Origin of the sequence: Sphingomonas sp. NY01, from assembly GCF_038809135.1 — a bacterium.
GTDB lineage: Bacteria > Pseudomonadota > Alphaproteobacteria > Sphingomonadales > Sphingomonadaceae > Sphingomonas > Sphingomonas carotinifaciens.
The window spans coordinates 2,341,650-2,362,262 of record NZ_CP101722.1 but is presented as its reverse complement, the minus strand read 5'-3'; the positions used below and the strand labels follow the sequence as shown (position 1 = coordinate 2,362,262).

Below are 20,613 nucleotides of genomic sequence, written 5' to 3'. Positions count from 1 at the left end.
GGCGCTGTGACTTGCGCGCAACATCGCGCGCCATTGCCAGCCCGGCAGGTGCCGCCTAGAGCCTGTATCATGCATTCCAAGGATCGATCGACCCGCCCATGATCCTCTCTCGCTATGAACGGATGATCGCCCGGCGCTACCTGCTGCCGGGCAAGGGGGAAGCCTTTATCTTCCTGGTCGCGTCGATCAGCCTGGTCGCGGTGATGCTGGGCGTCGCCGCGCTCGTCATCGTGATGAGCGTGATGAACGGGTTCCGCGCCGAACTGTTCGACAAGATCGTCGGCCTGAACGGCCATGCGGTGGTGCAGGGCATCGGCGGGCGCCTGCCCGACTGGCAGGACATCGTGCGCGATGCGAAGCGGACGCCGGGCGTGACCAGCGCGGTGCCGCTGATCGAGCAGCCGTTGATGTCCAGCTATAACGGCCGCGTCGAGGCCGTGCTGGTGCGCGGCATGCGCGTCGCCGACATTCGCGGCAACAGTGCAATCGGGTCCAAGATCGTGATGGGTAACCTGTCCAGCGTCACGCCGGGCAGCAATCGGATCGCGATCGGCAGCCGCCTGGCCGAGGCGCTGGGGGCGACGGTGGGGTCGGACATTTCGCTGATCAGTCCGCAAGGGCAGACCACGCCGTTCGGCACGATGCCGCGCATCATGAGCTTCAAGGTCGGCGCGATCTTCGAGATCGGGGTGTACGATTACGACAAGGCGTATGTCATCATGCCGATCGAGGATGCGCAGACCCTGCTGCTGATGGGTGACGCGGTCGGCATGATCGAGTTGCAGACGGTGAATGCCGACCGGGTCGGGGAGATATTGGCGCCGCTGGCCGACAGGATGGGCGGGCGCGCGGTGATCGCCGACTGGCGGACGATGAACGCGCAACTGTTCGAGGCGCTGGCGGTGGAGCGGGTGGCGATGTTCACCGTGCTGTCGATCATCATCCTGGTGGCGGTGTTCAACATCCTGTCCTCGCTGATCATGCTGGTGCGCGCCAAGACGCGCGACATCGCGATCCTGCGCACCATGGGCGCGACGCGCGGCGGGCTGATGCGCATCTTCATGGTGGTGGGCACCACCATCGGCGCGCTGGGCACGGTCGCCGGCCTGATCCTGGGTGCGATCTTCCTGTTCTATCGGCAGGGGGTGGTGAACATCGTGCAGCTCGTCACCGGTCAGAATCTGTGGGACCCGTCGATCCGCTACCTGACCGAATTACCGTCCAAGACCGATCCGGTCGAGGTGGTGGTGATCACGGCGATGGCCCTGATCTTCTCCTTCCTCGCCACGCTCTACCCGGCCTGGAAGGCGGCGAGCACGGACCCCGTACAGGTGCTGCGCTATGAATGAACCCGTTCTCCAGACCACCGACCTGGCGCGCAGCTTCACGCAGGGCGGGCAGACGATTGACGTGCTGCGCGGCGTGAACCTGTCGATCGCGCCGGGCGAGATCGTCGCGCTGCTCGGGCCGTCCGGATCGGGCAAATCGACGCTGTTGCAGGCGGTGGGGCTGCTGGAAGGCGGCTTTTCCGGATCGATCCGTATCGCCGGCGAAGAGGTGGCGAAGCTGGACGCGCACGGCCGCACGATCACGCGGCGTGACCGGCTGGGCTTCGTCTATCAATTCCACCATTTGTTGCCCGACTTCAACGCGATCGAGAATGTCGTGCTGCCGCAACTGGTGCATGGGGCGGAGACGGTGCCGGCGCAGGAGCGGGCGACGGCGTTGCTGACCGCACTGGGGCTGGGGCATCGGCTGACGCACCGACCGAGCCAGTTGTCGGGGGGCGAGCAGCAGCGGGTCGCGGTGGCGCGAGCGCTGGCCAATCGGCCGGCGCTGGTGCTGGCGGACGAGCCGACGGGCAATCTGGACGAGCATACCTCGCAGGTGGTGCTCGCCGAATTCCTGCGGCTGGTGCGGGGCGAGGGTTCGGCGGCGCTGGTGGCCACGCATAACGAACGGCTGGCATTGAAGATGGACCGCGTCGTGCGGCTGCATGAGGGGATGCTGGAATGCGCGTAACCGACCTGTCCGTGACGGCAGCGGGCGGTGGCATGGTGTCGCTGTCGGACCATGCGGGGCAGGTGCTGCTGATCGTCAACACCGCGTCCAAATGCGGGTTCACGCCGCAATATGAGGGGCTGGAGGCGCTGCACCGGCGCTATGGGGCGCGAGGATTCTCGGTGCTGGGCTTCCCATGCAACCAGTTCGGCGCGCAGGAGCCGGGCGATGCGGCGGAGATCGCGAACTTCTGTTCGACCAGTTATGACGTGACGTTTCCGGTCTTCGCCAAGATTGACGTGAACGGGGCGGATGCGGACCCGCTGTTCGTGCTGTTGAAGGACGAGGCGCCGGGATTGTTGGGATCGAAGGCGGTGAAGTGGAACTTCACGAAGTTCCTCGTCGACCGCGAGGGGCGCGTGGTGCGACGCTATGCGCCGACGACGAAGCCGGAGGAGCTGGCGGCGGATATCGAGGGGCTGTTGTAAAGCCAGCCCTCTCCCCCCGAGGGGAGAGGGCTTATGGATCAGAGCGCGAAGGCGTCTGCGCCCTTTTTGTGGTTCAGGGCCGAGACGATGGCGGTGATGCCGCCGAACAGGAAGCTGAGGCCGAGGATATAGCCCGGCAGGGTCAATGCGCTCCACGGCAGCGTCGCCAGCACCACCAGGGCAAGCACGATATTAAGTGCGCCGAGCGCAAACATCGCGCCGCGCCCGCGTCGCATGCGGCGGCCCCAGACGATCTCCAATATGCCGCGCAGACCCAGCCAGACCGCGACGAGCAGCGTCAGCGACAATGCGCCGGTCGCCGGTTCGAACGCCATGATGAGGCCGATGAACAGCGACAACAGGCCGAAGCCGATCGCATAGCCGCGCCCCTCATGCCCCTGGCCGAAGATGCCGGCGCCGATCGAGACGATGCCGGCGGCGATGAAGCAGGCGCCGATCACCAGCGTCGCGGCGAGCGTCGCCGAGAAAGGCCAGGCGAATGCGGCGACGCCGATCGCCGCGGACAGGATGCCATAGCCCAATATCCAGCCCCAGCCGGACCCGACCCTGGGGGTGCCGATGGACATTTGCGGATCCTGGGAGGCGTCGGTCATGCGGGCATTCTTCCTGTGATTCACGATCGCAACGGGTCGATCGGACGAGGGTTCCGTGCTGGTCGAATCATGCGGGTCGGGCTATGGGGATGCGATGCATTCCGGCTATGTCCCGCTCCGCATCTTTTCCTCCTTCACGATGCTCGACGGGGCGATGGACCCCAAGGCGATCGCCGCGCAGGCGAAGACGCAAGGGTTTCCCGCCGCCGGACTGACCGACCGTAACGGCCTGTATGCCGCGATGGCGTTTTCGGACGCGGCCAAGAAGGCGGGCGTGCAGCCGGTGGTCGGCACGATGCTGGGTCTTGCCCGGCCGGACATGCCCGAGGGCGTGCCGCCGGTGCTGGACTGGATCGCGCTCTATGCGCAGAACGAACGCGGCTACGACAATCTGTGCGCGCTGGTGTCGGCGGCCCATCTGGAGCGGCCGATCGAGCTGCCGGCGCATGTCTGCTTCGAGACGCTGGCGCGGCATTGCGACGGGCTGGTGGCATTGACCGCGGGCGGGGAGGGCGGACTGGCGCGGCTGTTCGCGGAGGATCAGCCGGCACGTGCGGGCACCTATGCGGACCGTTTGCAGGCGCTGTTCGGCGACCGGCTGTTCGTGGAGCTGTGCCGGCGCGACGATCCGGTCGAGATGGCGGCCGAGCAGGCGCTGATCGATCTGGCCTATGACCGGAACCTGCCGCTGGTCGCGACGAACCCGTGCTGCTTCACCGACTCCGCGTTCGGCGATGCGCATGACGCGATGTTGTGCATCGCTAATTCCACCTATGTGGAAAGCGAGGACCGGCCGCGTAGCTGTCCGGAGGCATGGCTGAAGCCCGCGGCGCAGATGAAGGCGCTGTTCGCGGACCTGCCCGAGGCGATCGACAACACGCTGATCGTGGCGCAGCGTTGCGCGGTGATGGCGCCGTGGCGGAAACCCATCCTGCCCAGCCTGGCGGGCGACCGTGACGGCGAGGCGGAGATGTTGCGTCGCGACGCGCGCGCCGGGCTGGAGGCGCGGCTCGACCGCATCGCCGAGCTGGAGGGCGAGGGGGTGCCGGGCTGGCGCGAGGCGTATCACGAGCGCCTGACCTTCGAGGTCGACATCATCATCCAGATGGGCTTTCCCGGCTATTTCCTGATCGTTGCGGACTTCATCAAATGGGCAAAGGACCATGACATTCCGGTGGGCCCGGGGCGTGGTTCGGGCGCGGGCTCGGTCGTCGCCTGGGCGCTGACGATCACCGACCTCGATCCGCTGAAGCTGGGCCTGCTGTTCGAACGCTTCCTGAACCCGGAACGCGTGTCGATGCCCGACTTCGACATCGACTTCTGCGAAACGCGGCGCGGCGAGGTGATCCGCTACGTGCAGGAGAAGTACGGCCGCGATCAGGTGGCGCAGATCATTACCTTCGGTAAGCTGAAGGCGCGCGCGGTGCTGAAAGACACCGGCCGCGTGCTGCAGATGAGCTATGGCCAGGTCGACCGGCTGGCCAAGCTGGTGCCCAACCACCCGACCGACCCCTGGGACCTGAAGCGGGCGCTGAACGGCGTGCCCGAGCTTGCCAGGGAATATGCCAACGACAACCAGGTCCGGCGCCTGCTGGACCTGGCGACGAAGCTGGAGGGTCTGCCGCGCCATTCGTCGACACACGCCGCCGGCGTGGTGATCGGCGACCGACCGCTGGCGCAACTGGTGCCCCTCTACCGCGATCCGCGATCCGACATGCCGGTGACGCAGTTCGACATGAAATATGTCGAGGGCGCCGGGCTGGTGAAGTTCGACTTCCTCGGCCTGAAGACGCTGTCCGTGCTGCAAAAGGCGGTGAAACTGCTGAACAAGCGCGGGGTCGAGATCGATCTTGCCGCACTGCCCTGGGATGACGAGGCGACCTACGGCCTGCTCCAGAAGGGCGACACGGTGGGCGTGTTCCAGCTGGAATCGGAAGGCATGCGCCGGACGCTGTCCGCGGTCCGGCCGACTAATTTCGGCGACATCATCGCGCTCGTCTCGCTCTACCGGCCGGGGCCGATGGACAACATCCCCTCGTTCGGGCGCCGCAAGCAGGGCACGGAAGAGATCGTCTATCCGCATGCGCTGCTGGAGCCGATCCTGGCGGAGACCTACGGCATCTTCGTCTACCAGGAACAGGTGATGCAGGCCGCGCAGATCCTGGCGGGATATTCGCTGGGCGGCGCCGACCTGCTGCGCCGCGCAATGGGCAAGAAGATCAAGGCGGAGATGGACGCGCAGCGCGCGACCTTTGTCGAGGGATGCCTGAGCGCCAACGGTATTCCCAAGGCCAAGGCGAACGAGCTGTTCGACTTGATCGACAAGTTCGCCGGATATGGCTTCAACAAGAGCCATGCCGCCGCCTATGCGCTGCTCGCCTACCAGACGGCGTGGCTGAAGGCGCATCATCCCCACGAATTCTATGCCGCGTCGATGTGCTACGACATGGCGCTGACCGACAAGCTGGCGATCTTTGTCGACGATGCGCGCCGCATGGGCGTGACCATGCTGCCGCCGTGCATTCATGCCAGTCAGGCCGAGTTCGATGTCGAGGTGCATGGCGAGGGACTGGCCGTCCGCTATGCGCTGGGCGCGCTGAAGTCGGTCGGCGAGGGCGCGATGGAGAAGCTGGTCGCCGAGCGCGTCGCAGGCGGTGCCTTCACCACGCTGGATGCACTGGCGACCCGGGTCGATCCGCGCCTGATCAACAAGCGGCAGTTGGAGACGCTGGCGGCGGCGGGCGCGTTCGACGGGGTGGAGGCGAACCGCGCCGGGGTGCATGCGGTGGCCGAGACGATCCTGGCGATCGCGGCACGCACCCATGCCGGGCGGACGAGCGGGCAGGGCGGCCTGTTCGGCGACGGGCCGCAGGCGGGCGATGCGATCAAGCTGCCGGCGAACGCGCGGTGGAGCCTGTCGGAAAAGATGGAGCAGGAGAAGGAGGCGTTCGGCTTCTATTTCTCCGCGCATCCGGTCGACCGGCACGCGCATATCGCGCGGATGCATGGCGCGCGCAGCTATACCGCGCTGTCCGAACTGGTGATCCCGGACGACGGGACGCGTGCGGGCGCGACGATGGCGCTGTTGATCGAGGATGCGCGGTGGCGCACCTCGGCGCGAGGCAAGCGCTATATGATGGCGCAGGTATCCGATGCGACGGGGCAGTTCCTGGCGACGTGTTTCGACGATGCGGTGGCCAAGGATCTGGAGGACGCGGCACGGGTCGGCGGATGCGGGCTGGTCACCGTGGAGTTGGACCGCCGGCCGGGCGAGGAAGCGCCGCGGGTCAGCATCAAGCGTATTCAGCCGTTCGAGAATCTGGCGTCGCAGGCGCGGTTCGTGCTGGAGGTGGCGATCCGCGATGCAGCGGCGTTCCGCCCGCTCGCCGCGTTGCTGTCCGAACATCGCGGCGCCAAGGGGGAAGTCCGCGCGCGGCTGACGCTTCCCGACGGGGGCGAGGCGATGGTGATGCTCGGGCGCGACTTCCTGCTGGACGCGGAACTGGCCGAGCATGTCGAAACCCTGCCGGGGGTGACGGGGGTGGAGATGAAGAACTCCGATGCGCGGTTGGCGCTGGTGGGTTAGCGCCGAGCGCTACAAGGCCAGGCAGCACTGCTGGTCTGCCCCTCACCCTCCCCACGGCTGCGCCGTGGGTTCCCTCTCCCCGGAGGGGAGAGGGATTGTATGGATTACTTGCTTTCGCCTTCGGGCTCTTCGGCGTTGTTGCCGTAGCCGGCACCCGACTCCTGCTCGGTGGGGGTGTCGTCCTGCTGCGGGTCCTGTTCAGGGTCGATCATCGTTCGTCTCCTTCGCAGGTTCAACGGCTGGGATGGCCGCGCGATCCTTTGAGGTCAGAACAACTCGCCCTGCGCCCCGGCCAGCTTGCGGAACAGATCGGTGCGTAAGGTAATGCGCTCACGGTTGAGGTCGTGGCGGCGGCAGGCGAGGTGGAAGCGGGTGCGCAGCAGATCCGCCCAGGGGCCGCTGCCCTTCATGCGTTTGAAGAAGTCCGGATCATTGTCGCGCCCGTCGCGCATCGCCTGGATCGTCGCCATCACCTTGCCGGCGCGGTCGGGGAAATGCGCGTCGAGCCAGGCGCGGAACAGCGGCGCGACCTCATGGGGCAGGCGGACGGGAATGAAGAAGGCGTTGCGGGCGCCGGCCTGCGCGGCGCGTTCGATCAGATGCTCCATTTCATGGTCGGTGATCGCCGGGATGACGGGGGCGATCGAGACATAGACGGGCACGCCGGCATCGGCGAGGCGGCGGACCGCGGCGAGACGGCGTTCGGGATGCGGCGCGCGCGGCTCGATGGTGCCGGCGATCTTCGGGTCGAGCGAGGTGATCGACATGCACACCGCCGCCAGCCCGTCAGCCGCCATGGGCCCGAGCAGATCGAGGTCGCGGACGACGCGGTCGGATTTGGTGGTGATGGTCAGCGGATGGCGGGTTTCCGCCAGTATTTCAATAACGCTGCGGGTGATGCGCCAGTCGGACTCGATGGGTTGATAGGGGTCGGTGTTGGTGCCGAGCGCCATGGGGGCGGGGGTGTAGGTCGGCCGGGCGAGTTCGGTGCGGAGCAGGGTGGCGGCGTCGGGTTTGGCGAAGAGGCGGCTTTCGAAGTCGAGTCCGGGGGACAGGTCGTGAAAGGCGTGGGTGGGGCGGGCGAAGCAGTAGATGCAGCCATGTTCGCAGCCGCGATACGGGTTGATCGAGCGGTCGAAGGGCACGTCGGGGGAGGCGTTGCGGGCGATGATCGTGCGGGGGCGTTCGACCGTCACCGTGGTGCGCAGCCGCGGGGCCTCGCCGTCGATCGCCTCGCGCGCGTCGAGCCAGTCACCATCGGCTTCGTGGCCGGGCAGGTTGAAGCGGGTGCTGGCCGCGTTCATCGTGGCGCCGCGCTGGGGGCGAGTCTTTGCCATTGCGCGATGCTATCGGGCGTGTCAGAACATAGCAAGAACAAGGGAGGCGACGAGATGGCGCGGTTGAACTATCTGGAACTGCCGGTGCGCGACCGGGAGGCGGCGAAGGGTTTCTATGCGCAGGCGTTCGGCTGGGACTTCAGCGATTTCGGGCCGAGCTATGCGGCGACGGTGTCGGGCGATACTGACATCGGGCTGGACGCCGACCGCGATGCGGTGCGCCAGCCGCTACCGGTGATCGAGGTGACGGACCTGGAGGCGGCACTGGCCGCAGTGGCTGGGGCGGGGGGCACGATCAGCGTGCCGATCTTCGCCTTTCCCGGCGGGCGGCGATTCCATTTCCGCGACATGGACGGGCATGAATTGGCCGCGATGCAGCCGGATGCCGGGTAAGGCTCAACGCTCCTGAAGGCGGGGCATCAGTTCCACGAAGTTGCAGGGGCGGTGGCGGCTGTCGAGCTGATCCTTGAGGATGCCGTTCCAGGCGTCCTTCACCGCGCCGGTGGAGCCGGGCAGGGCAAAGATATAGGTGCCGCGGGTGACGCAGGCGCAGGCGCGCGACTGGACCGTGGAGGTACCGATCGTCTGGTAGCTGAGCCAGCGGAAGAGTTCGCCGAAGCCGGGGATCATCTTGTCGGCGACGCGCTCCACCGCCTCCGGTGTCACGTCGCGGCCGGTGACGCCGGTGCCGCCGGTGGTCAGGATGCAATCGACCTCGTGATCGTCGATCCAGGCGTGCAGGCGCGCGATGATCTGTTCCGCCTCGTCGCGGATGATCGCGCGGTCGGCGAGTTCGTGACCCGCCCCGGTCAGCAGGCCGACCAGCGTGTCGCCGGAGCGGTCCTCGGCCAGGCTGCGGGTGTCGGAGACGGTGAGGACGGCGATGCGGACCGGGCGGAAGGTGCGGGTGGGATCAATCGGCACGCGTCACCGTGGTCGATTGCGGACTGACCGCCGCCTGTACCGCGATGGCGGTGGTGGCGTCGGCGGTGGCGCGCGGATTGGGTTTCGCGTTCATGCGGACCGCCGCGGCGCCCGGCAGGCCGGGAAAGCGCGGCCACATGCCCTGCGCCAGCGCGGTGCGGCTGGGCGACCTGACCTTGCCCGCCTGCCCCTCGTACATCCAGTAGTTGCGCAGCACCGTGGTGACGTAGCCGCGCGTTTCCCAATAGGGGATGCTTTCGATGTAGAGCAGCGGATCGCCGCCGTCATGGACGATGCTGTTCCATTCCCCGACCGGCTTGGGGCCGGCATTATAGGCCGCGATCACCTTGGGCAGCAGGCCGCCGGTGATGCCCGCCATGTCGCGCAGCCGCTCCAGATGGCGCTGGCCGACATCCATGTTGGTGGACGGCTTGGTTAGTGCGGACTTGTCGATGGAGACGCCGCGTTCACGCGCGAAGTCGGTCGCGGCGGCGGGCATGATCTGCATCAGGCCATAGGCGCCGGCGGGGCTCACCACCTTGTTGCGGAAACCCGATTCCTGAAGCGTGTGGGCATAGACCAGCGCCTTGTCGACGCGCCAGCCGCTGTCCGGCGTCCAGTTCGGGGTGGGGTAGCGTGCCTCGGCGGTGGCGGTGACACCGGCCGGGCAGTTATGCGCCAGCCAGACGGTGGTCGCCGGCAGGTCGAGCGACTCCGCGAGGCGAACGAGGCTGCGGAACTCGGCGGGGGCACCGATGCGCGCCTGTTGGCGGATCACGGTATCGGCCAGCTCGCTCTCGCCGATTTCCGCCAGCGCGGCGGCGACGCGGATATTGGGGCGGCGGTCGAGCGCGGCCCAGTCGGTGGCGACCAATTGCCCGCCGGGCTGGGTCTGCGTCTTCAGGCCGAGCGCCTGTCGGGCGAGTTGACCATAGAAGCTTTCGCCGAACTGCGCGGCGGCCTTCAGCCGGCCCTCGATCTTGTCGGGGCGGCCGCACACCATGTCGGCACGCGATGCCCAGTAGAGCGCGGCGGCGCGCAGATCGACATCGGAGGCGCGGGCGGCAACCCCCTCGAACCCGTTCTCGGCGGCGGCACAGTCGCCCTGGCGCCAGGCGGACAGCGCGCCAGCCCAGCGGCCCTGGATCGCCCATTCGCCGCTGCCCACCGCCGCCTTGGCCGCCATGGCGCGGGCATTGGTGTCGTCACCGCCGAGGAAATACATCCAGGCGACCCGCTGCTGCCACTCGGTCTGCGCTTCGGGCGTGAGGCCGCTGGTGGATTCGAGCAGCGCCTGTGCCGGTGCACCCTGGTCCGCCTTCACATAAGGCTGCATCTGTACCGCGAGGGTGGCGGCGATCTCGTCGCTTTTCACGCTCTTGGCACGGGCGCGGCGAGGCGCGCCGTCGCGCCAGATCAGCGTCTGGGTTTCAGGAAGCGGGGGAAGTTCGCTGGCGCCGCGCGACCTGGCGAGGCGGGCGAGCTGCTCGGCCTGGGGCAGTTCGGGCGCTTCGTTCAGGACGGCGAGCAGCTTGTCGAGGTCGACGCGCGGCGATCCCTTGACGGTGTAGAGCTCGGCGCGGGCGATGGCGTGGAGCGGACCCGGCTTCAGCGCGTCGAGCTGCAGCTGGGCATCGGTCCAGCGGCCGTCGCGGATCGCGCCGAAGATGGCGCGGTAACCGACCTGTTGCGCGTCGTCGAGCAGCGTGGGGATGCGCGGGGTCTTGGCGGTGGTTGCGCTATTGGCCGGTTCGGCGGTGGCCGCCGCCGCGGCCATGGTGACCGCCAATGCGCATGCGATCGCCAGCGTGCGCGTCATGCCCCGATATCCTTCATCAGCAACTGCAAATCCCTCCAGGTCTCCGCCTTCGCCACCGGCTTTTCCAACAGGAACCTTGGGTGGAAGCTTGCCACCACACCGGTATCCTGCTCGCCGGTCGACCCCTCGATGCCGGTTCTATGGTTAAGCCGGTGCAAAATCCCGCGCGCCTGACGCATTTCGGTCCCAAGGATGGCACGGCTCGCCGCATTGCCGAGCAGCAGCAGCCTTTTCGGCGCGACCAAGCCGACATGGTGGCGGGAGACCTCGCCCAGCCGGGTTTCCAGTTCGCGCGGCATGCGGCCGGCGGCGGGGCGGCGCGCGCAGACCGCGGCGATGTGCACGGTGTCGCGCGACAGGCCGATCGCGGCAAGCATCCGGTCGAACAGGCGCCCGGGCGCCCCGGACAGCAATTGCCCCGCCTGTCCGTCGTCGCGGTCCGGACAGTCGACCAATATCATCACGGCCGCATCCGCCGGACCGCTGGCGGCCAGCGAAATGCCGGTCCAGCCCTGCTCCGGCGCCTCTGGCCCCATGCGCCAGGTGGCGAATGCCTCCAGCGTGTCGGGCAGGGCGGCGGGTGCCGGAGCGATGGCGGCGGAAGATACGGGCAGTGCGACAGGGGCGAGGCCCGGCATGGGCGCGAACGCCTCGTCCGACGGCGCGGCGAGCCAGTCGAACGGATCGTCGCCGACGATCAGGTCCACGCCGGCATCGTGCCACCATTCGAGCGCGCTGGCGGCAAGTGCGGGATCGATGGTCTGGTAAGCCCCCATATTGGGTTCACCCATGCTTCAAGGTTGACGAAAACGTCAATCTGTCGGATCGGCAAAAGGGACAAATTGGTGTTGGCCCGCGCCCGGAAGAGGTGACGCTACGGCCACCGGAGGATGCGCATGACCGAACGCGAATCAATGCCGTATGACGTCGTGATCGTGGGAGCGGGCCCGGCGGGCCTGTCTGCCGCGATCCGTCTGAAGCAGCTGGCCGCCGAGGGTGGCACCGAACTTTCGATCTGCGTGCTGGAAAAAGGCTCGGAGGTCGGCGCGCACATCCTGTCGGGCGCGGTGATCGATCCGCGCGCGCTCGATGAGCTGCTGCCCGACTGGCGCGAGGATGGCTGCCCGATGGCCGAGGTGCCGGTGACGCAGAACCATCACTGGATCCTGTCCGCCACGAAGAAGCGCGTGCTGCCGCATCTGTGGACGCCGCCCTTCATGCACAACAAGAACACCTATACCGGCAGCCTGGGCAATCTGTGCCGCTGGCTGGCGGGCAAGGCCGAGGAACTGGGCGTCGAGATCTTCCCCGGCTTTGCCGCGGCCGAGATCCTGTTCCACGACGATGGTCGCGTGAAGGGCGTCGCCACCGGCGACATGGGCGTGGCGCGCGACGGCACGCGCAAGGCGGACTGGCAGCCGGGGCTGGAGCTGCACGCGAAATATACCTTCTTCGCCGAGGGGGTGCGCGGGCATCTGAGCAAGGAGATCATCCGCCAGTTCGACCTCGACCGCGACAGCCAGCCGCAGGTGTACGGCCTGGGCATCAAGGAATTATGGGACATTGACCCCGCCAAGCACGAACTGGGCAAGGTGGTGCATACGCAAGGGTGGCCGCTGGGCGACGATGCCAATGGCGGCGGCTGGATCTATCACCAGGCGAACGGGCAGGTGTCGATCGGCTTCGTCACCTGGCTGAACTATTCCAACCCCTATCTGTCGCCCTTCCAGGAAATGCAGAAGTGGAAGACGCATCCCGAGATTGCCGAGTTGCTGAAGGGCGGCAAGCGCGTGTCCTATGGTGCGCGGGCGATCAACGAGGGCGGGTTGCAGGCGATCCCGAAGCTGGTCTTCCCCGGCGGCGCGCTGATCGGCTGCTCGGCCGGCTTCCTGAACGTGCCGCGGATCAAGGGCACGCACACCGCGATGAAGTCCGGCATGATGGCGGCCGAGGCTGCGTTCGAGGCCGTGCAGGCGGGGCGTGAGGGCGACGAACTGTCCGCCTACCCTGACGCGTTCGAGCAGTCCTGGGTCAAGAAGGAGCTGTCGATCGTCCGCAACACCAAGCCGCTGGTGGCACGGTTCGGCGACTTCATGGGATCGGGGCTGGCGGGCGTCACCATGTGGCTTGAATATTTCAAGCTGAAGATGCCCTTCACGATGAAGCAGCACCGCGATCACGAAACGCTGTGGCGCAAGGATCAGGTGAAGCCGCCGGTCTATCCCAAGCCGGACGGCGTGCTGACCTTCGACCGGCTGTCCTCGGTGTTCCTGTCGAACACCAATCACGAGGAGGACCAGCCGGTGCACCTGACGCTGAAGGATGCGTCGGTGCCGATCGAACATAACCTGCCGCTCTATGACGAGCCCGCGCAACGATATTGCCCGGCCGGCGTCTATGAAGTGGTGGGCGTCGAGGAGGGTGATCCGAAGTTCGTGATCAACGCGCAGAATTGCGTCCACTGCAAGACCTGTGACATCAAGGACCCGACCCAGAACATCAACTGGGTCGTGCCCGAAGGCGGTGGAGGCCCGAACTATCCGAACATGTAGCCGCATCATCGGGATCGTCCTGGCGTTTTGCCCATCCGCCGCCTTGGCCTCGGCGGATGGGGGCAGGGACGACCTGTCCGCCTATCTGGCGGCGCGGATCGCCGCGGCGCAAGGGCGGCCCGATGCGGCGGCGGCGCGCTTCGGCGAGGTGCTGGCGGGTCGGCCCGACGATCCGGTGATCGCGGTGCGGGCCTATCGCGAAGCGCTGGCCGCGGGCGACGATGCGCTGGTCCGCCGGGCCGCGGCGGTGTTGCAGAAGGCCGATGTCGCGCCGCTGGACGTGGCGCTGATCGCGGTCGCCGATGCCGCGCGGCGGAACGACCCGGCCGCGCTCGATGCCGCGGCAACCCGGCTGGAGCGCGGCGGGCTCGCCATCCTGGCGCCCTCGCTGCATGGCTGGGCGGCGTTTGCGCGGGGCGAGGACCCGAACCCGATCCTGACCGCGACCAAGGATGTGGTGGCACGGCGCCTGTCGCTGGAAACGCAGGTCCTGCTGTCGATCGCGGCGGGGCGTGACGATGGCGGCGGCGCGCGTATCGCCATCGAGGGGGCACAGTCGCCGCTCGATATCCGCATCGCCGCCGCACAGTTGCTGTTCCACCGCCATCGTCGCGATGCGGCGCGGGCATTGATCGCGGGAAGCGATCCGACGCTGACCGCGCATCGCCGCGGCATCGGGGCGAAGCCGACGCTGGCTTTCGGGGTATCGCGGCTGCTCGCCCGCGTGGGCGCCGAGATTGCGGGGCAGGGGCCGCGTTCGCTCGCCATCGCGCTGGCCCGCGCCAGCCTGTCCGCCGATCCGGGATATGACCGCGCGCGGCTCGTGCTGGCCGACGCCTTGTCGCGCGACGGCAGCGAGGGGCAGGCGCTGGCGGTGCTGGACGCCGTGGGGCGCAAGAGCCCCTTCGTCGAACCCGCCGCGGCCAGCCGCATCGGGTTGCTGGATGCGATGGGCAAGGGCGGCGTCGCACTCGATCTCGCACGGGCCCGCGCGACGGCCCGCAATGCATCGTCACGCGACTGGCAGGTCTTCGCCGACCTGTTATCGGAGGATGGCCGCTTTGCCGAGGCGGCCGGCTGGTATGCGCGCGTCGTGGCGGCGGAACCGCCGGTGCCCTGGGCGGCGTGGATGCAATATGGCAGCGCGCTCGATCAGGCGGGGCAGTGGGCGCAGGCGGAGCCGGCCCTGGCGCGGGCCGTGGCGCTGGCGCCCGACGAGCCGCTGGCGCTCAACTATCTCGGCTATGCCCGGGTGATGCGCGGGCAGGATGTCGCGGGTGCGACGAAGCTGCTGGAGACGGCGAGCCGGATCGCACCGAACAATCCGTCCATCACCGACTCGCTCGGCTGGGCCTATCATGTCGCCGGCCAGTCGCGCCGGGCGGTGCCGCTGCTGGAGCGTGCGGCGGCGGAGGAACCCGCCAATGCCGAGATCGCCGAGCATCTGGGCGATGTCTACTGGGCGCTCGGCCGCAGGTTCGAGGCGCGCTATGCGTGGCGGGCGGCCGCCTTGTATGCCGAAGCGCCGGACGGCGAGCGGCTTGTCGCCAAGCTCGCCCGCGCGCCGGAGGGGTGAAGGGGTATCCGCATATGGGCGGGATGATGCCGGTCGTGCCCCACCGGCGGGGGGTCAGGGGTCAACCCGGACGTTTGTCCAGCAGGCGCAATTTTTCGATGCGGGTGCGCTCTTCCTCCGGGATCAGTCCTTCCAGCACCGTCCAGAAGCCGGTCACCGCCTGTTGCCCCGCGCGGGCATAGGCCAGGGACAGCTTCTCGCGCAGCGCCTCGAAGAGCGTGCTTTCCATCGTCAAACCCTCGGGCGTCAGGCGCAGCAGCCTTTGGCGCCGGTCCCGGTCGCCGGGCCTCGTCTCCAATAATCCTCGTTCGGTTAGTTCGTTGAGCACGCGGCCCAGCGACTGTTTGGTGATGGCCAGTATCGACAGCAATTCGCTGACCGTCATGTCGGGCCGCCGCGCGATGAAGTAGAGCGCGCGGTGATGCGCACGCCCCAGCCCTTGCGCCGCCAACCCGCGATCGATCGATCGCACGATATGGCTGTTGCCGAAATACATGAGTTCCATGCCCTTGCGGAGCTCTGGTTCGCGGAGAAATTGTGCCGATGCGGACTGGTTCAAGGCAGTCATGTTGACCGGTTTAGCCATCGGTCCTACGCGTCCGCAACCTGATTGTTTGAGAGGACCGCCATGCACGCGCCGACGACCGTCCCGTTCCGCTTCGATCCCAGCGCGACCCCGGTCGACGCGAGCGAGCGTGCGGCGCGGCTGGTCGACCCCGGTTTCGGGCGCGTCTTCACCGATCACATGGCGCTGATCCGGTGGGACGATGCGCAGGGCTGGCACGACGCGCAGATCACCGCGCGCAAGCCGCTCACCCTCGATCCGGCCGCCGCGGTCCTGCATTATGCGCAGGAAATCTTCGAAGGGATGAAGGCATATTCGCTGGAGGATGGCGGTATCGGCCTGTTCCGGCCGGAGATGAACGCGCGCCGGTTCAACGATTCCGCGCGGCGCATGGCGATGCCCGAATTGCCCGAAGCGCTGTTCCTGGAATCGATCGAACGGCTGGTGCAGGCCGATCGCGACTGGATCCCGACGATGGAGGGCGGGTCGCTCTATCTGCGGCCGTTCATGATCGCCAGCGAGGTGTTTCTGGGGGTGAAGCCCTCGTCCGAATATCTCTACATGGTGATCGCCTCATCGGTCGGTGCCTATTTCAAGGGCGGCGCGCCGGCGGTGTCGATCTGGGTCAGCCAGGGCTATACCCGCGCAGCCCCCGGCGGCACCGGCGCGGCCAAGTGCGGCGGCAATTATGCGGCCAGCCTGCTCGCGCAGAAGGAGGCGATCGCGCAAGGGTGCGACCAGGTCGTGTTCTTGGACGCGGCCGAGCGCAAATGGGTCGAGGAACTGGGCGGCATGAACGTCTTCTTCGTCCTCGACGACGGCTCGCTGGCGACGCCACCGCTGAGCGGGACGATCCTGCCCGGCATCACGCGCGATTCGGTGCTGACGCTGGCCCGCGATGCCGGGCTGACGGTGCGCGAGGAGCCTTATTCGCTCGATCAGTGGCGCGCCGATGCGCAGAGCGGTCGTCTGGTCGAAGCGTTCGCATGTGGCACGGCGGCGGTGGTCACGCCGATCGGCAGCGTGGCTGAGCCGGCCGGGCGCTTCACCATCGGATCGGGTGGCCCGGGCCAGCTCACCACCAAATTGCGCGAGCAACTGGTCGCGATCCAGCGCGGCCATGCGGCCGACCCGCATCAGTGGCTCCGCCGCCTAGATTGAGGCTTTTCAAGTGGCGCGCCGCCCTTTAAGGCGCGCCACTCCACTGGGGCGTCGCCAAGCGGTAAGGCAACGGTTTTTGGTACCGTCATACGCAGGTTCGAATCCTGCCGCCCCAGCCATCTGCCTGAAATCCCAGCCAATTGGCTGCTAAGTGTTTAAAGATACTGGCTGACTATCAGGGTCGGCCGTTGGCACCTGCACAATTGTGCATCGGATTGTGCCAATGCGCTGGCCGGGAAGGCCGCGGTTTTGGACTGTCTTCAACACGTTTACCGGCGCGGGCACATTTTCTGGTGGCGCCGAATTCACCGTTTATTGGATAATGGCACCCTAGATGTCCGGCTGTCGCTGCGGACCACCGACCGGAAGGCAGCGCGCAACATGGGGGCGGCGCTCACGGCGGTGACGCCGAAGGTGCTGGAGATGCTCTACAGGCGGAGCAGGCCGAGTACCGAAACAATCGGGCAGGCGTTCTAGGTGATTGTGAAGGCCGGAAGGTCTGCACCTTGCAACAGTCGATGCCGTACGATGTCTAGAACCATTCGACCACCAGTCTGGCCTTCGTCGACTATGTCGAACGGCTGAAGCATCCGGGCGGTCACATGTCCTTCCTGCCGGCCGAAGAGCGCAGGCTGGAGGCGGAGGGCTGGAGCACGCAGCGGATCGCGGGGCTGCGTGCGATCGTCACCATGCCCATGTTGGCCCGATTTCATAAAGACCTTGCCAGTTGATCGGCCGGGTCGCGCGTGGTGCGCTGCCGATCATGGCAACGGTCCGCCCGATAAATATGGCCGCAACGAGGTCGGTACGGCGGTTGGGCGGGACGAGGCTGGCCACGACGACGGATCTGGCGCCAAAACGACATTGTGATCAAACGAAGTGATGGTCCGAGCAGCCGTTGGCAACCATCCGCTAGTGCAGGCAGGCATACCGTGGGTGAAGATGCGCAAGAGTGCGACCAGCAACTTTCTTCGCTGAGGCGTGCGGTGGTCCGCGTCATCAACCGCGGGACGATCAGCACGCCCATCGCTCAGGCGCTGAGCAGATTGCGATAGGCGGTCTCGGTGGTCCGTGCCGTGGCGTCGTGACGCCGTGACGCCGTGACGCGCAGCTTCCAGATTCACGATGTCGCGGTCAACGTCATGACGCGTTGCGCAAACGACGCCGCTGACGTCCACTTCGGTTGCAGGCGTTGCGGCGGCTCGCCGGTGCATATCCGACGATTGTGCATGCCACCTGCCTTGATCCCGACCCACTGTCTGCCCTACGGAGTTACGTGATAACATAACCATACAAAAGGGTTAACTATGAGATCGTTCGCGATCGCAGTGTCCGTTGCCTGCGCGTTTTCGTCACCGCTTTCGGCACAGGATGCCGGTCAGGCCGCCGATCCGGAAGAGCCGGACACCGAACGGGGCGAGATCATCGTGACGGGCAGCCGTTTTGGCGGTCGCACCGCGACCCAATCCTCGACGCCCGTGGATGCCATCTCCCGCGAGGAACTGCAGCAGAGCGGCCGGGTGGACCTTATCCAGATGCTCAAGGTCCAGGTGCCGAGTTTCAGTGCGCCCCGGCCGCTTGCATCGGGCGTCGGCGATTTCATCCAGCCGCCATCGCTGCGCGGGCTGGGTGCGGGCGAACTGCTGGTGCTGGTCAACGGCAAGCGTCGGCATACGACGGCGGATCTGAATTCGAGCAACGGCATCGGCCGCGGCGACGTCGCGGTCGACTTCAATGCGATACCGACGCTGGCACTGTCGCGGATAGAGGTGTTGCGCGACGGGGCGGCGGCCCAGTACGGCTCCGACGCGATCTCGGGCGTCATCAACATGATCCTGGACCGCTCCATCGGCACCCATGCCCAGGCAAGCTACGTGCAGACCACAGAGGGGGACGGCGATACCTATGAGGTTTCCGCCTCGACCGGGGTGCGGCTTGGCGAGGAGGGCGTTTTTCGTCTCACCGCCGCCTATCAGGATCGGGGCGGGACCAACCGTGCCCGGCCGGATACCCGGCAGCAATATTTCGGACTGAATGCTGCCGGCCGCCCGGTTGCGCCATCGGCCAATTACGGGTCGGGCGTCGGCCGCACGCCCAGCAACGGTGCGCTCGACCCGCGTGAGGCGGATTTCGATCGCAACGTGTTCCAGCAGGGCGATCAGCCGAGCCGCAACTACCAGCTCTTCTACAACCTCGTGGCACCGATGGGTGGTGGCGCCGAGCTGTACAGCTTTGGCGGGTATAACCGCCTGAACGGCGACATCCGGTATCTTTTCCGCCGGGCCGGGCAGGACGAAACCGTGCGCGCGCTCTATCCCGACGGCTATAGCCCCGGCCTCGCCACGCGCTTCGAAAATGTCTCCACGGCGCTTGGCCTGCGCGGCGACGATCTGGCCGGATTTGCATGGGACCTTTCGACCGCCTATGGGCTCAGCACCGTCCGCACCAGCTATGTCGACAGCGTCAACGTGACGCTTGGCGCCGCATCACCCTCGCGTTTTTATCGGGGCGGCAGCGACTTCTATCAATGGACCAGCAACCTCGACTTCACCCGCGAAATTCCGCTGGGTGACGACCAGCCGCTGCGGATCGCGTTTGGGGCGGAGTATCGCGAAGAGGATTATCGGCTCTTCTCCGGTGCGCCCAACGGCTATCGCAACGGCGGCGTGCTGATCCCGGACGGCCCCAATGCCGGCCGGCCGGGGCCGATCGGCTCGCAGCCCGGACCCAGCAACGGTCCCGACGATCGCGCGTCGATCGATCGCAACAGCGTTGCGGCCTATGCCGAGGTCGAAAAGCAGGTTTTCGAGCGCCTGCTTCTTTCCGGCGCGGTCCGGCACGAGCGATACTCCGACTTTGGCAACACGACCAATTTCAAGGTCGCCGGGCGCCTGGGACTGTTCGGTGGGCTGGCACTGCGCGGGTCGTACAATACCGGCTTTCGCGCGCCGGCCCTGGCGCAGTCAGGCTACAACGCGTCGAACACGCTGATCCTGAACGGGACGCAGGCGATCGTGCGGGTCGCAGCGGTCGACAATCCCGCGGCGCGACTGGCAGGCGCGACCGATCTCAAGCCCGAAAAATCCCGAAACGTGTCGGTCGGAGCGGTGTTCGAAACCCAAGGGTTTACGGCAACACTGGACGCGTATCGGATCAAGGTGCGCGACCGGATCGCGATTTCGTCGACGTTCCAGGATACGCGGCTGACCAACTTCCTGGCCGCCAACGGCCAGTCCGGCTTTGCCGCGCTGTCCTTCCTGACCAATGCGGTGGATACCCAGACGCAGGGTATCGATCTGGTGGTGAATTACCGGCACCGCTTTGGCGACGGCAGCCGGTTCACCGGCACGCTGGCAGGCAATTACAACAAGACCCGCTTCGATCGGATCGCGGGCACGCCTGCGCCGATCGCCGCGCTGGGCATCACGACGCCGTTGTTCGACCTGACGCAGCAGTTGCGCTTTTCGGACAGCCTTCCCCGCGACAAGGTGACCCTCGACCTCAACTATGCGCGCGGGCCGTTCACCCTGTCCGTCACCAACACGCGCTATGGAAAGGTTTCCACGGTGGCGCTGCTCAACCGGACACCGGCCCAGGTTGCGGCGCTGGTGCCCGGCTATGACGTGCAACAGGTGCCGGCCGCGAGCAATACGGCCAATTCCGACATCATCCAGCGGTTCGGTGCCAAGGTGCTGACCGACGTCGAACTGGGCTGGCAGGCGACACCCGCCCTCCGGTTGAGCGCCGGTGCGCAGAACCTGTTCGACGTCTATCCGGACGAGAACATCGCCTCCACCGTTGCCAGCGTTGCCGCCGGCACCAACGGTTCCGACAATGCCGGCACGCAGCCCTATAATGCGATATCGCCTTTCGGTTTCAACGGGCGATCGGTCTTCGTTCGCGCCGGCCTCGCCTTTTGAACAGGGCGGGTATCGGCGGCGGCGGCAGAGCGGGCGGAAATGCCCAAGTGACACCGGCCGGCATCGACGA

The 20,613-nt window shown here is 66.9% G+C and carries 16 protein-coding genes and 1 tRNA gene; 11 read left to right on the top strand and 6 right to left on the bottom strand.

Translation table 11 applies throughout. The features are described 5' to 3' along the window. Positions 1–98 precede the first annotated feature (98 nt). From NPJ82_RS11390 to NPJ82_RS11380, 3 genes are read left to right on the top strand one after another with little or no spacing between them, the layout of a single operon-like run. Complete coding sequence (locus tag NPJ82_RS11390; RefSeq protein WP_342657443.1) at positions 99–1,349, top strand: lipoprotein-releasing ABC transporter permease subunit; 1,251 nt, start codon at positions 99–101, stop codon at positions 1,347–1,349. Next, positions 1,342–2,022, top strand: coding sequence for an ABC transporter ATP-binding protein (locus tag NPJ82_RS11385; RefSeq protein WP_112382741.1), 681 nt, complete (start codon positions 1,342–1,344; stop codon positions 2,020–2,022). Before NPJ82_RS11390 ends, NPJ82_RS11385 begins: the two co-directional genes overlap by 8 nt. After that, positions 2,013–2,489 (top strand): glutathione peroxidase, encoded by a 477-nt coding sequence (locus NPJ82_RS11380; protein ID WP_342657442.1) that lies wholly within the window; start codon positions 2,013–2,015, stop codon positions 2,487–2,489. The genes NPJ82_RS11385 and NPJ82_RS11380 overlap by 10 nt, the downstream gene beginning before the upstream one ends. A 38-nt stretch (positions 2,490–2,527) precedes the next feature. On the opposite strand, the gene NPJ82_RS11375 is transcribed toward NPJ82_RS11380, so the two are convergent. Then, positions 2,528–3,103: a DUF308 domain-containing protein gene (locus tag NPJ82_RS11375; protein ID WP_149680732.1), complete on the bottom strand. Its 576-nt coding sequence runs from the start codon at positions 3,101–3,103 to the stop codon at positions 2,528–2,530. 139 nt (positions 3,104–3,242) lie between these two features. On the opposite strand from NPJ82_RS11375, the gene dnaE reads away from it, so the two are divergent. Continuing rightward, positions 3,243–6,689 carry a DNA polymerase III subunit alpha gene (gene dnaE, locus NPJ82_RS11370; protein ID WP_342659006.1) on the top strand — a complete coding sequence of 1,149 codons (3,447 nt, stop codon included), beginning with the start codon at positions 3,243–3,245 and terminating at the stop codon, positions 6,687–6,689. 266 nt (positions 6,690–6,955) lie between these two features. Here dnaE and NPJ82_RS11365 read toward each other — a convergent pair whose 3' ends face one another. Continuing rightward, on the bottom strand, positions 6,956–8,026 hold the full coding sequence (locus tag NPJ82_RS11365; protein WP_342657441.1) for a PA0069 family radical SAM protein: 1,071 nt from the start codon (positions 8,024–8,026) through the stop codon (positions 6,956–6,958). 54 nt (positions 8,027–8,080) lie between these two features. Between NPJ82_RS11365 and NPJ82_RS11360 the strand changes: the two genes are divergently transcribed. Beyond that, positions 8,081–8,419 carry a VOC family protein gene (locus NPJ82_RS11360; RefSeq protein WP_342657440.1) on the top strand — a complete coding sequence of 113 codons (339 nt, stop codon included), beginning with the start codon at positions 8,081–8,083 and terminating at the stop codon, positions 8,417–8,419. A 3-nt stretch (positions 8,420–8,422) separates the two neighbouring features. Here the strand turns inward: NPJ82_RS11360 and moaB are convergent, their stop codons facing one another. Genes moaB through NPJ82_RS11345 form a run of 3 tightly spaced genes read right to left on the bottom strand, consistent with a single transcriptional unit; the run spans position 8,423 to position 11,560 of the window. Then, on the bottom strand, positions 8,423–8,950 hold the full coding sequence (moaB, locus tag NPJ82_RS11355; protein WP_342657439.1) for a molybdenum cofactor biosynthesis protein B: 528 nt from the start codon (positions 8,948–8,950) through the stop codon (positions 8,423–8,425). Further along, positions 8,940–10,769 (bottom strand): lytic transglycosylase domain-containing protein, encoded by a 1,830-nt coding sequence (locus NPJ82_RS11350; RefSeq protein ID WP_342657438.1) that lies wholly within the window; start codon positions 10,767–10,769, stop codon positions 8,940–8,942. The genes moaB and NPJ82_RS11350 overlap by 11 nt, the downstream gene beginning before the upstream one ends. Further along, on the bottom strand, positions 10,766–11,560 hold the full coding sequence (locus NPJ82_RS11345; RefSeq protein ID WP_342657437.1) for a uracil-DNA glycosylase: 795 nt from the start codon (positions 11,558–11,560) through the stop codon (positions 10,766–10,768). The genes NPJ82_RS11350 and NPJ82_RS11345 overlap by 4 nt, the downstream gene beginning before the upstream one ends. Positions 11,561–11,665: 105 nt before the next feature. Here NPJ82_RS11345 and NPJ82_RS11340 point away from each other — a divergent pair, with 105 nt between their 5' ends. Both NPJ82_RS11340 and NPJ82_RS11335 read left to right on the top strand, forming a co-directional pair. Continuing rightward, positions 11,666–13,321: an electron transfer flavoprotein-ubiquinone oxidoreductase gene (locus NPJ82_RS11340; protein ID WP_342657436.1), complete on the top strand. Its 1,656-nt coding sequence runs from the start codon at positions 11,666–11,668 to the stop codon at positions 13,319–13,321. 43 nt (positions 13,322–13,364) lie between these two features. Beyond that, positions 13,365–14,897 (top strand): tetratricopeptide repeat protein, encoded by a 1,533-nt coding sequence (locus tag NPJ82_RS11335; protein ID WP_342657435.1) that lies wholly within the window; start codon positions 13,365–13,367, stop codon positions 14,895–14,897. Between the two features lie 61 nt (positions 14,898–14,958). Here the strand turns inward: NPJ82_RS11335 and NPJ82_RS11330 are convergent, their stop codons facing one another. Then, positions 14,959–15,465 (bottom strand): helix-turn-helix domain-containing protein, encoded by a 507-nt coding sequence (locus NPJ82_RS11330; protein ID WP_174236566.1) that lies wholly within the window; start codon positions 15,463–15,465, stop codon positions 14,959–14,961. Positions 15,466–15,525: 60 nt separating this feature from the next. Between NPJ82_RS11330 and NPJ82_RS11325 the strand changes: the two genes are divergently transcribed. The 4 genes from NPJ82_RS11325 (at position 15,526) to NPJ82_RS11310 (ending at position 20,543) form a co-directional block, all read left to right on the top strand. Next, the gene (locus tag NPJ82_RS11325) at positions 15,526–16,623 is read left to right on the top strand and encodes a branched-chain amino acid aminotransferase (protein WP_342657434.1); all 1,098 of its coding nucleotides are present in this window, start codon (positions 15,526–15,528) and stop codon (positions 16,621–16,623) included. 44 nt (positions 16,624–16,667) lie between these two features. After that, positions 16,668–16,742 (top strand) — tRNA-Gln (locus tag NPJ82_RS11320). Positions 16,743–17,225: 483 nt separating this feature from the next. Then, positions 17,226–17,354 carry a hypothetical protein gene (locus NPJ82_RS11315; protein ID WP_342657433.1) on the top strand — a complete coding sequence of 43 codons (129 nt, stop codon included), beginning with the start codon at positions 17,226–17,228 and terminating at the stop codon, positions 17,352–17,354. A 576-nt stretch (positions 17,355–17,930) separates the two neighbouring features. Continuing rightward, positions 17,931–20,543: a TonB-dependent receptor gene (locus tag NPJ82_RS11310; protein ID WP_342657432.1), complete on the top strand. Its 2,613-nt coding sequence runs from the start codon at positions 17,931–17,933 to the stop codon at positions 20,541–20,543. Positions 20,544–20,613 lie beyond the last annotated feature (70 nt).

Excerpts from the sequence above, each read along its gene's own strand:
- NPJ82_RS11345 (WP_342657437.1), bottom strand. The coding sequence starts at position 11,560 with ATGGGTGAACCCAATATGGGGGCTTACCAGACCATCGATCCCGCACTT.
- NPJ82_RS11375 (WP_149680732.1), bottom strand. The coding sequence starts at position 3,103 with ATGACCGACGCCTCCCAGGATCCGCAAATGTCCATCGGCACCCCCAGG.
- NPJ82_RS11385 (WP_112382741.1), top strand. The coding sequence starts at position 1,342 with ATGAATGAACCCGTTCTCCAGACCACCGACCTGGCGCGCAGCTTCACG.
- dnaE (WP_342659006.1), top strand. The coding sequence starts at position 3,243 with ATGCTCGACGGGGCGATGGACCCCAAGGCGATCGCCGCGCAGGCGAAG.
- NPJ82_RS11350 (WP_342657438.1), bottom strand. The coding sequence starts at position 10,769 with ATGACGCGCACGCTGGCGATCGCATGCGCATTGGCGGTCACCATGGCC.
- NPJ82_RS11315 (WP_342657433.1), top strand. The coding sequence starts at position 17,226 with ATGTCCTTCCTGCCGGCCGAAGAGCGCAGGCTGGAGGCGGAGGGCTGG.
- NPJ82_RS11360 (WP_342657440.1), top strand. The coding sequence starts at position 8,081 with ATGGCGCGGTTGAACTATCTGGAACTGCCGGTGCGCGACCGGGAGGCG.
- NPJ82_RS11310 (WP_342657432.1), top strand. The coding sequence starts at position 17,931 with ATGAGATCGTTCGCGATCGCAGTGTCCGTTGCCTGCGCGTTTTCGTCA.
- NPJ82_RS11330 (WP_174236566.1), bottom strand. The coding sequence starts at position 15,465 with ATGACTGCCTTGAACCAGTCCGCATCGGCACAATTTCTCCGCGAACCA.
- NPJ82_RS11325 (WP_342657434.1), top strand. The coding sequence starts at position 15,526 with ATGCACGCGCCGACGACCGTCCCGTTCCGCTTCGATCCCAGCGCGACC.
- NPJ82_RS11340 (WP_342657436.1), top strand. The coding sequence starts at position 11,666 with ATGACCGAACGCGAATCAATGCCGTATGACGTCGTGATCGTGGGAGCG.
- NPJ82_RS11380 (WP_342657442.1), top strand. The coding sequence starts at position 2,013 with ATGCGCGTAACCGACCTGTCCGTGACGGCAGCGGGCGGTGGCATGGTG.
- NPJ82_RS11390 (WP_342657443.1), top strand. The coding sequence starts at position 99 with ATGATCCTCTCTCGCTATGAACGGATGATCGCCCGGCGCTACCTGCTG.
- NPJ82_RS11365 (WP_342657441.1), bottom strand. The coding sequence starts at position 8,026 with ATGGCAAAGACTCGCCCCCAGCGCGGCGCCACGATGAACGCGGCCAGC.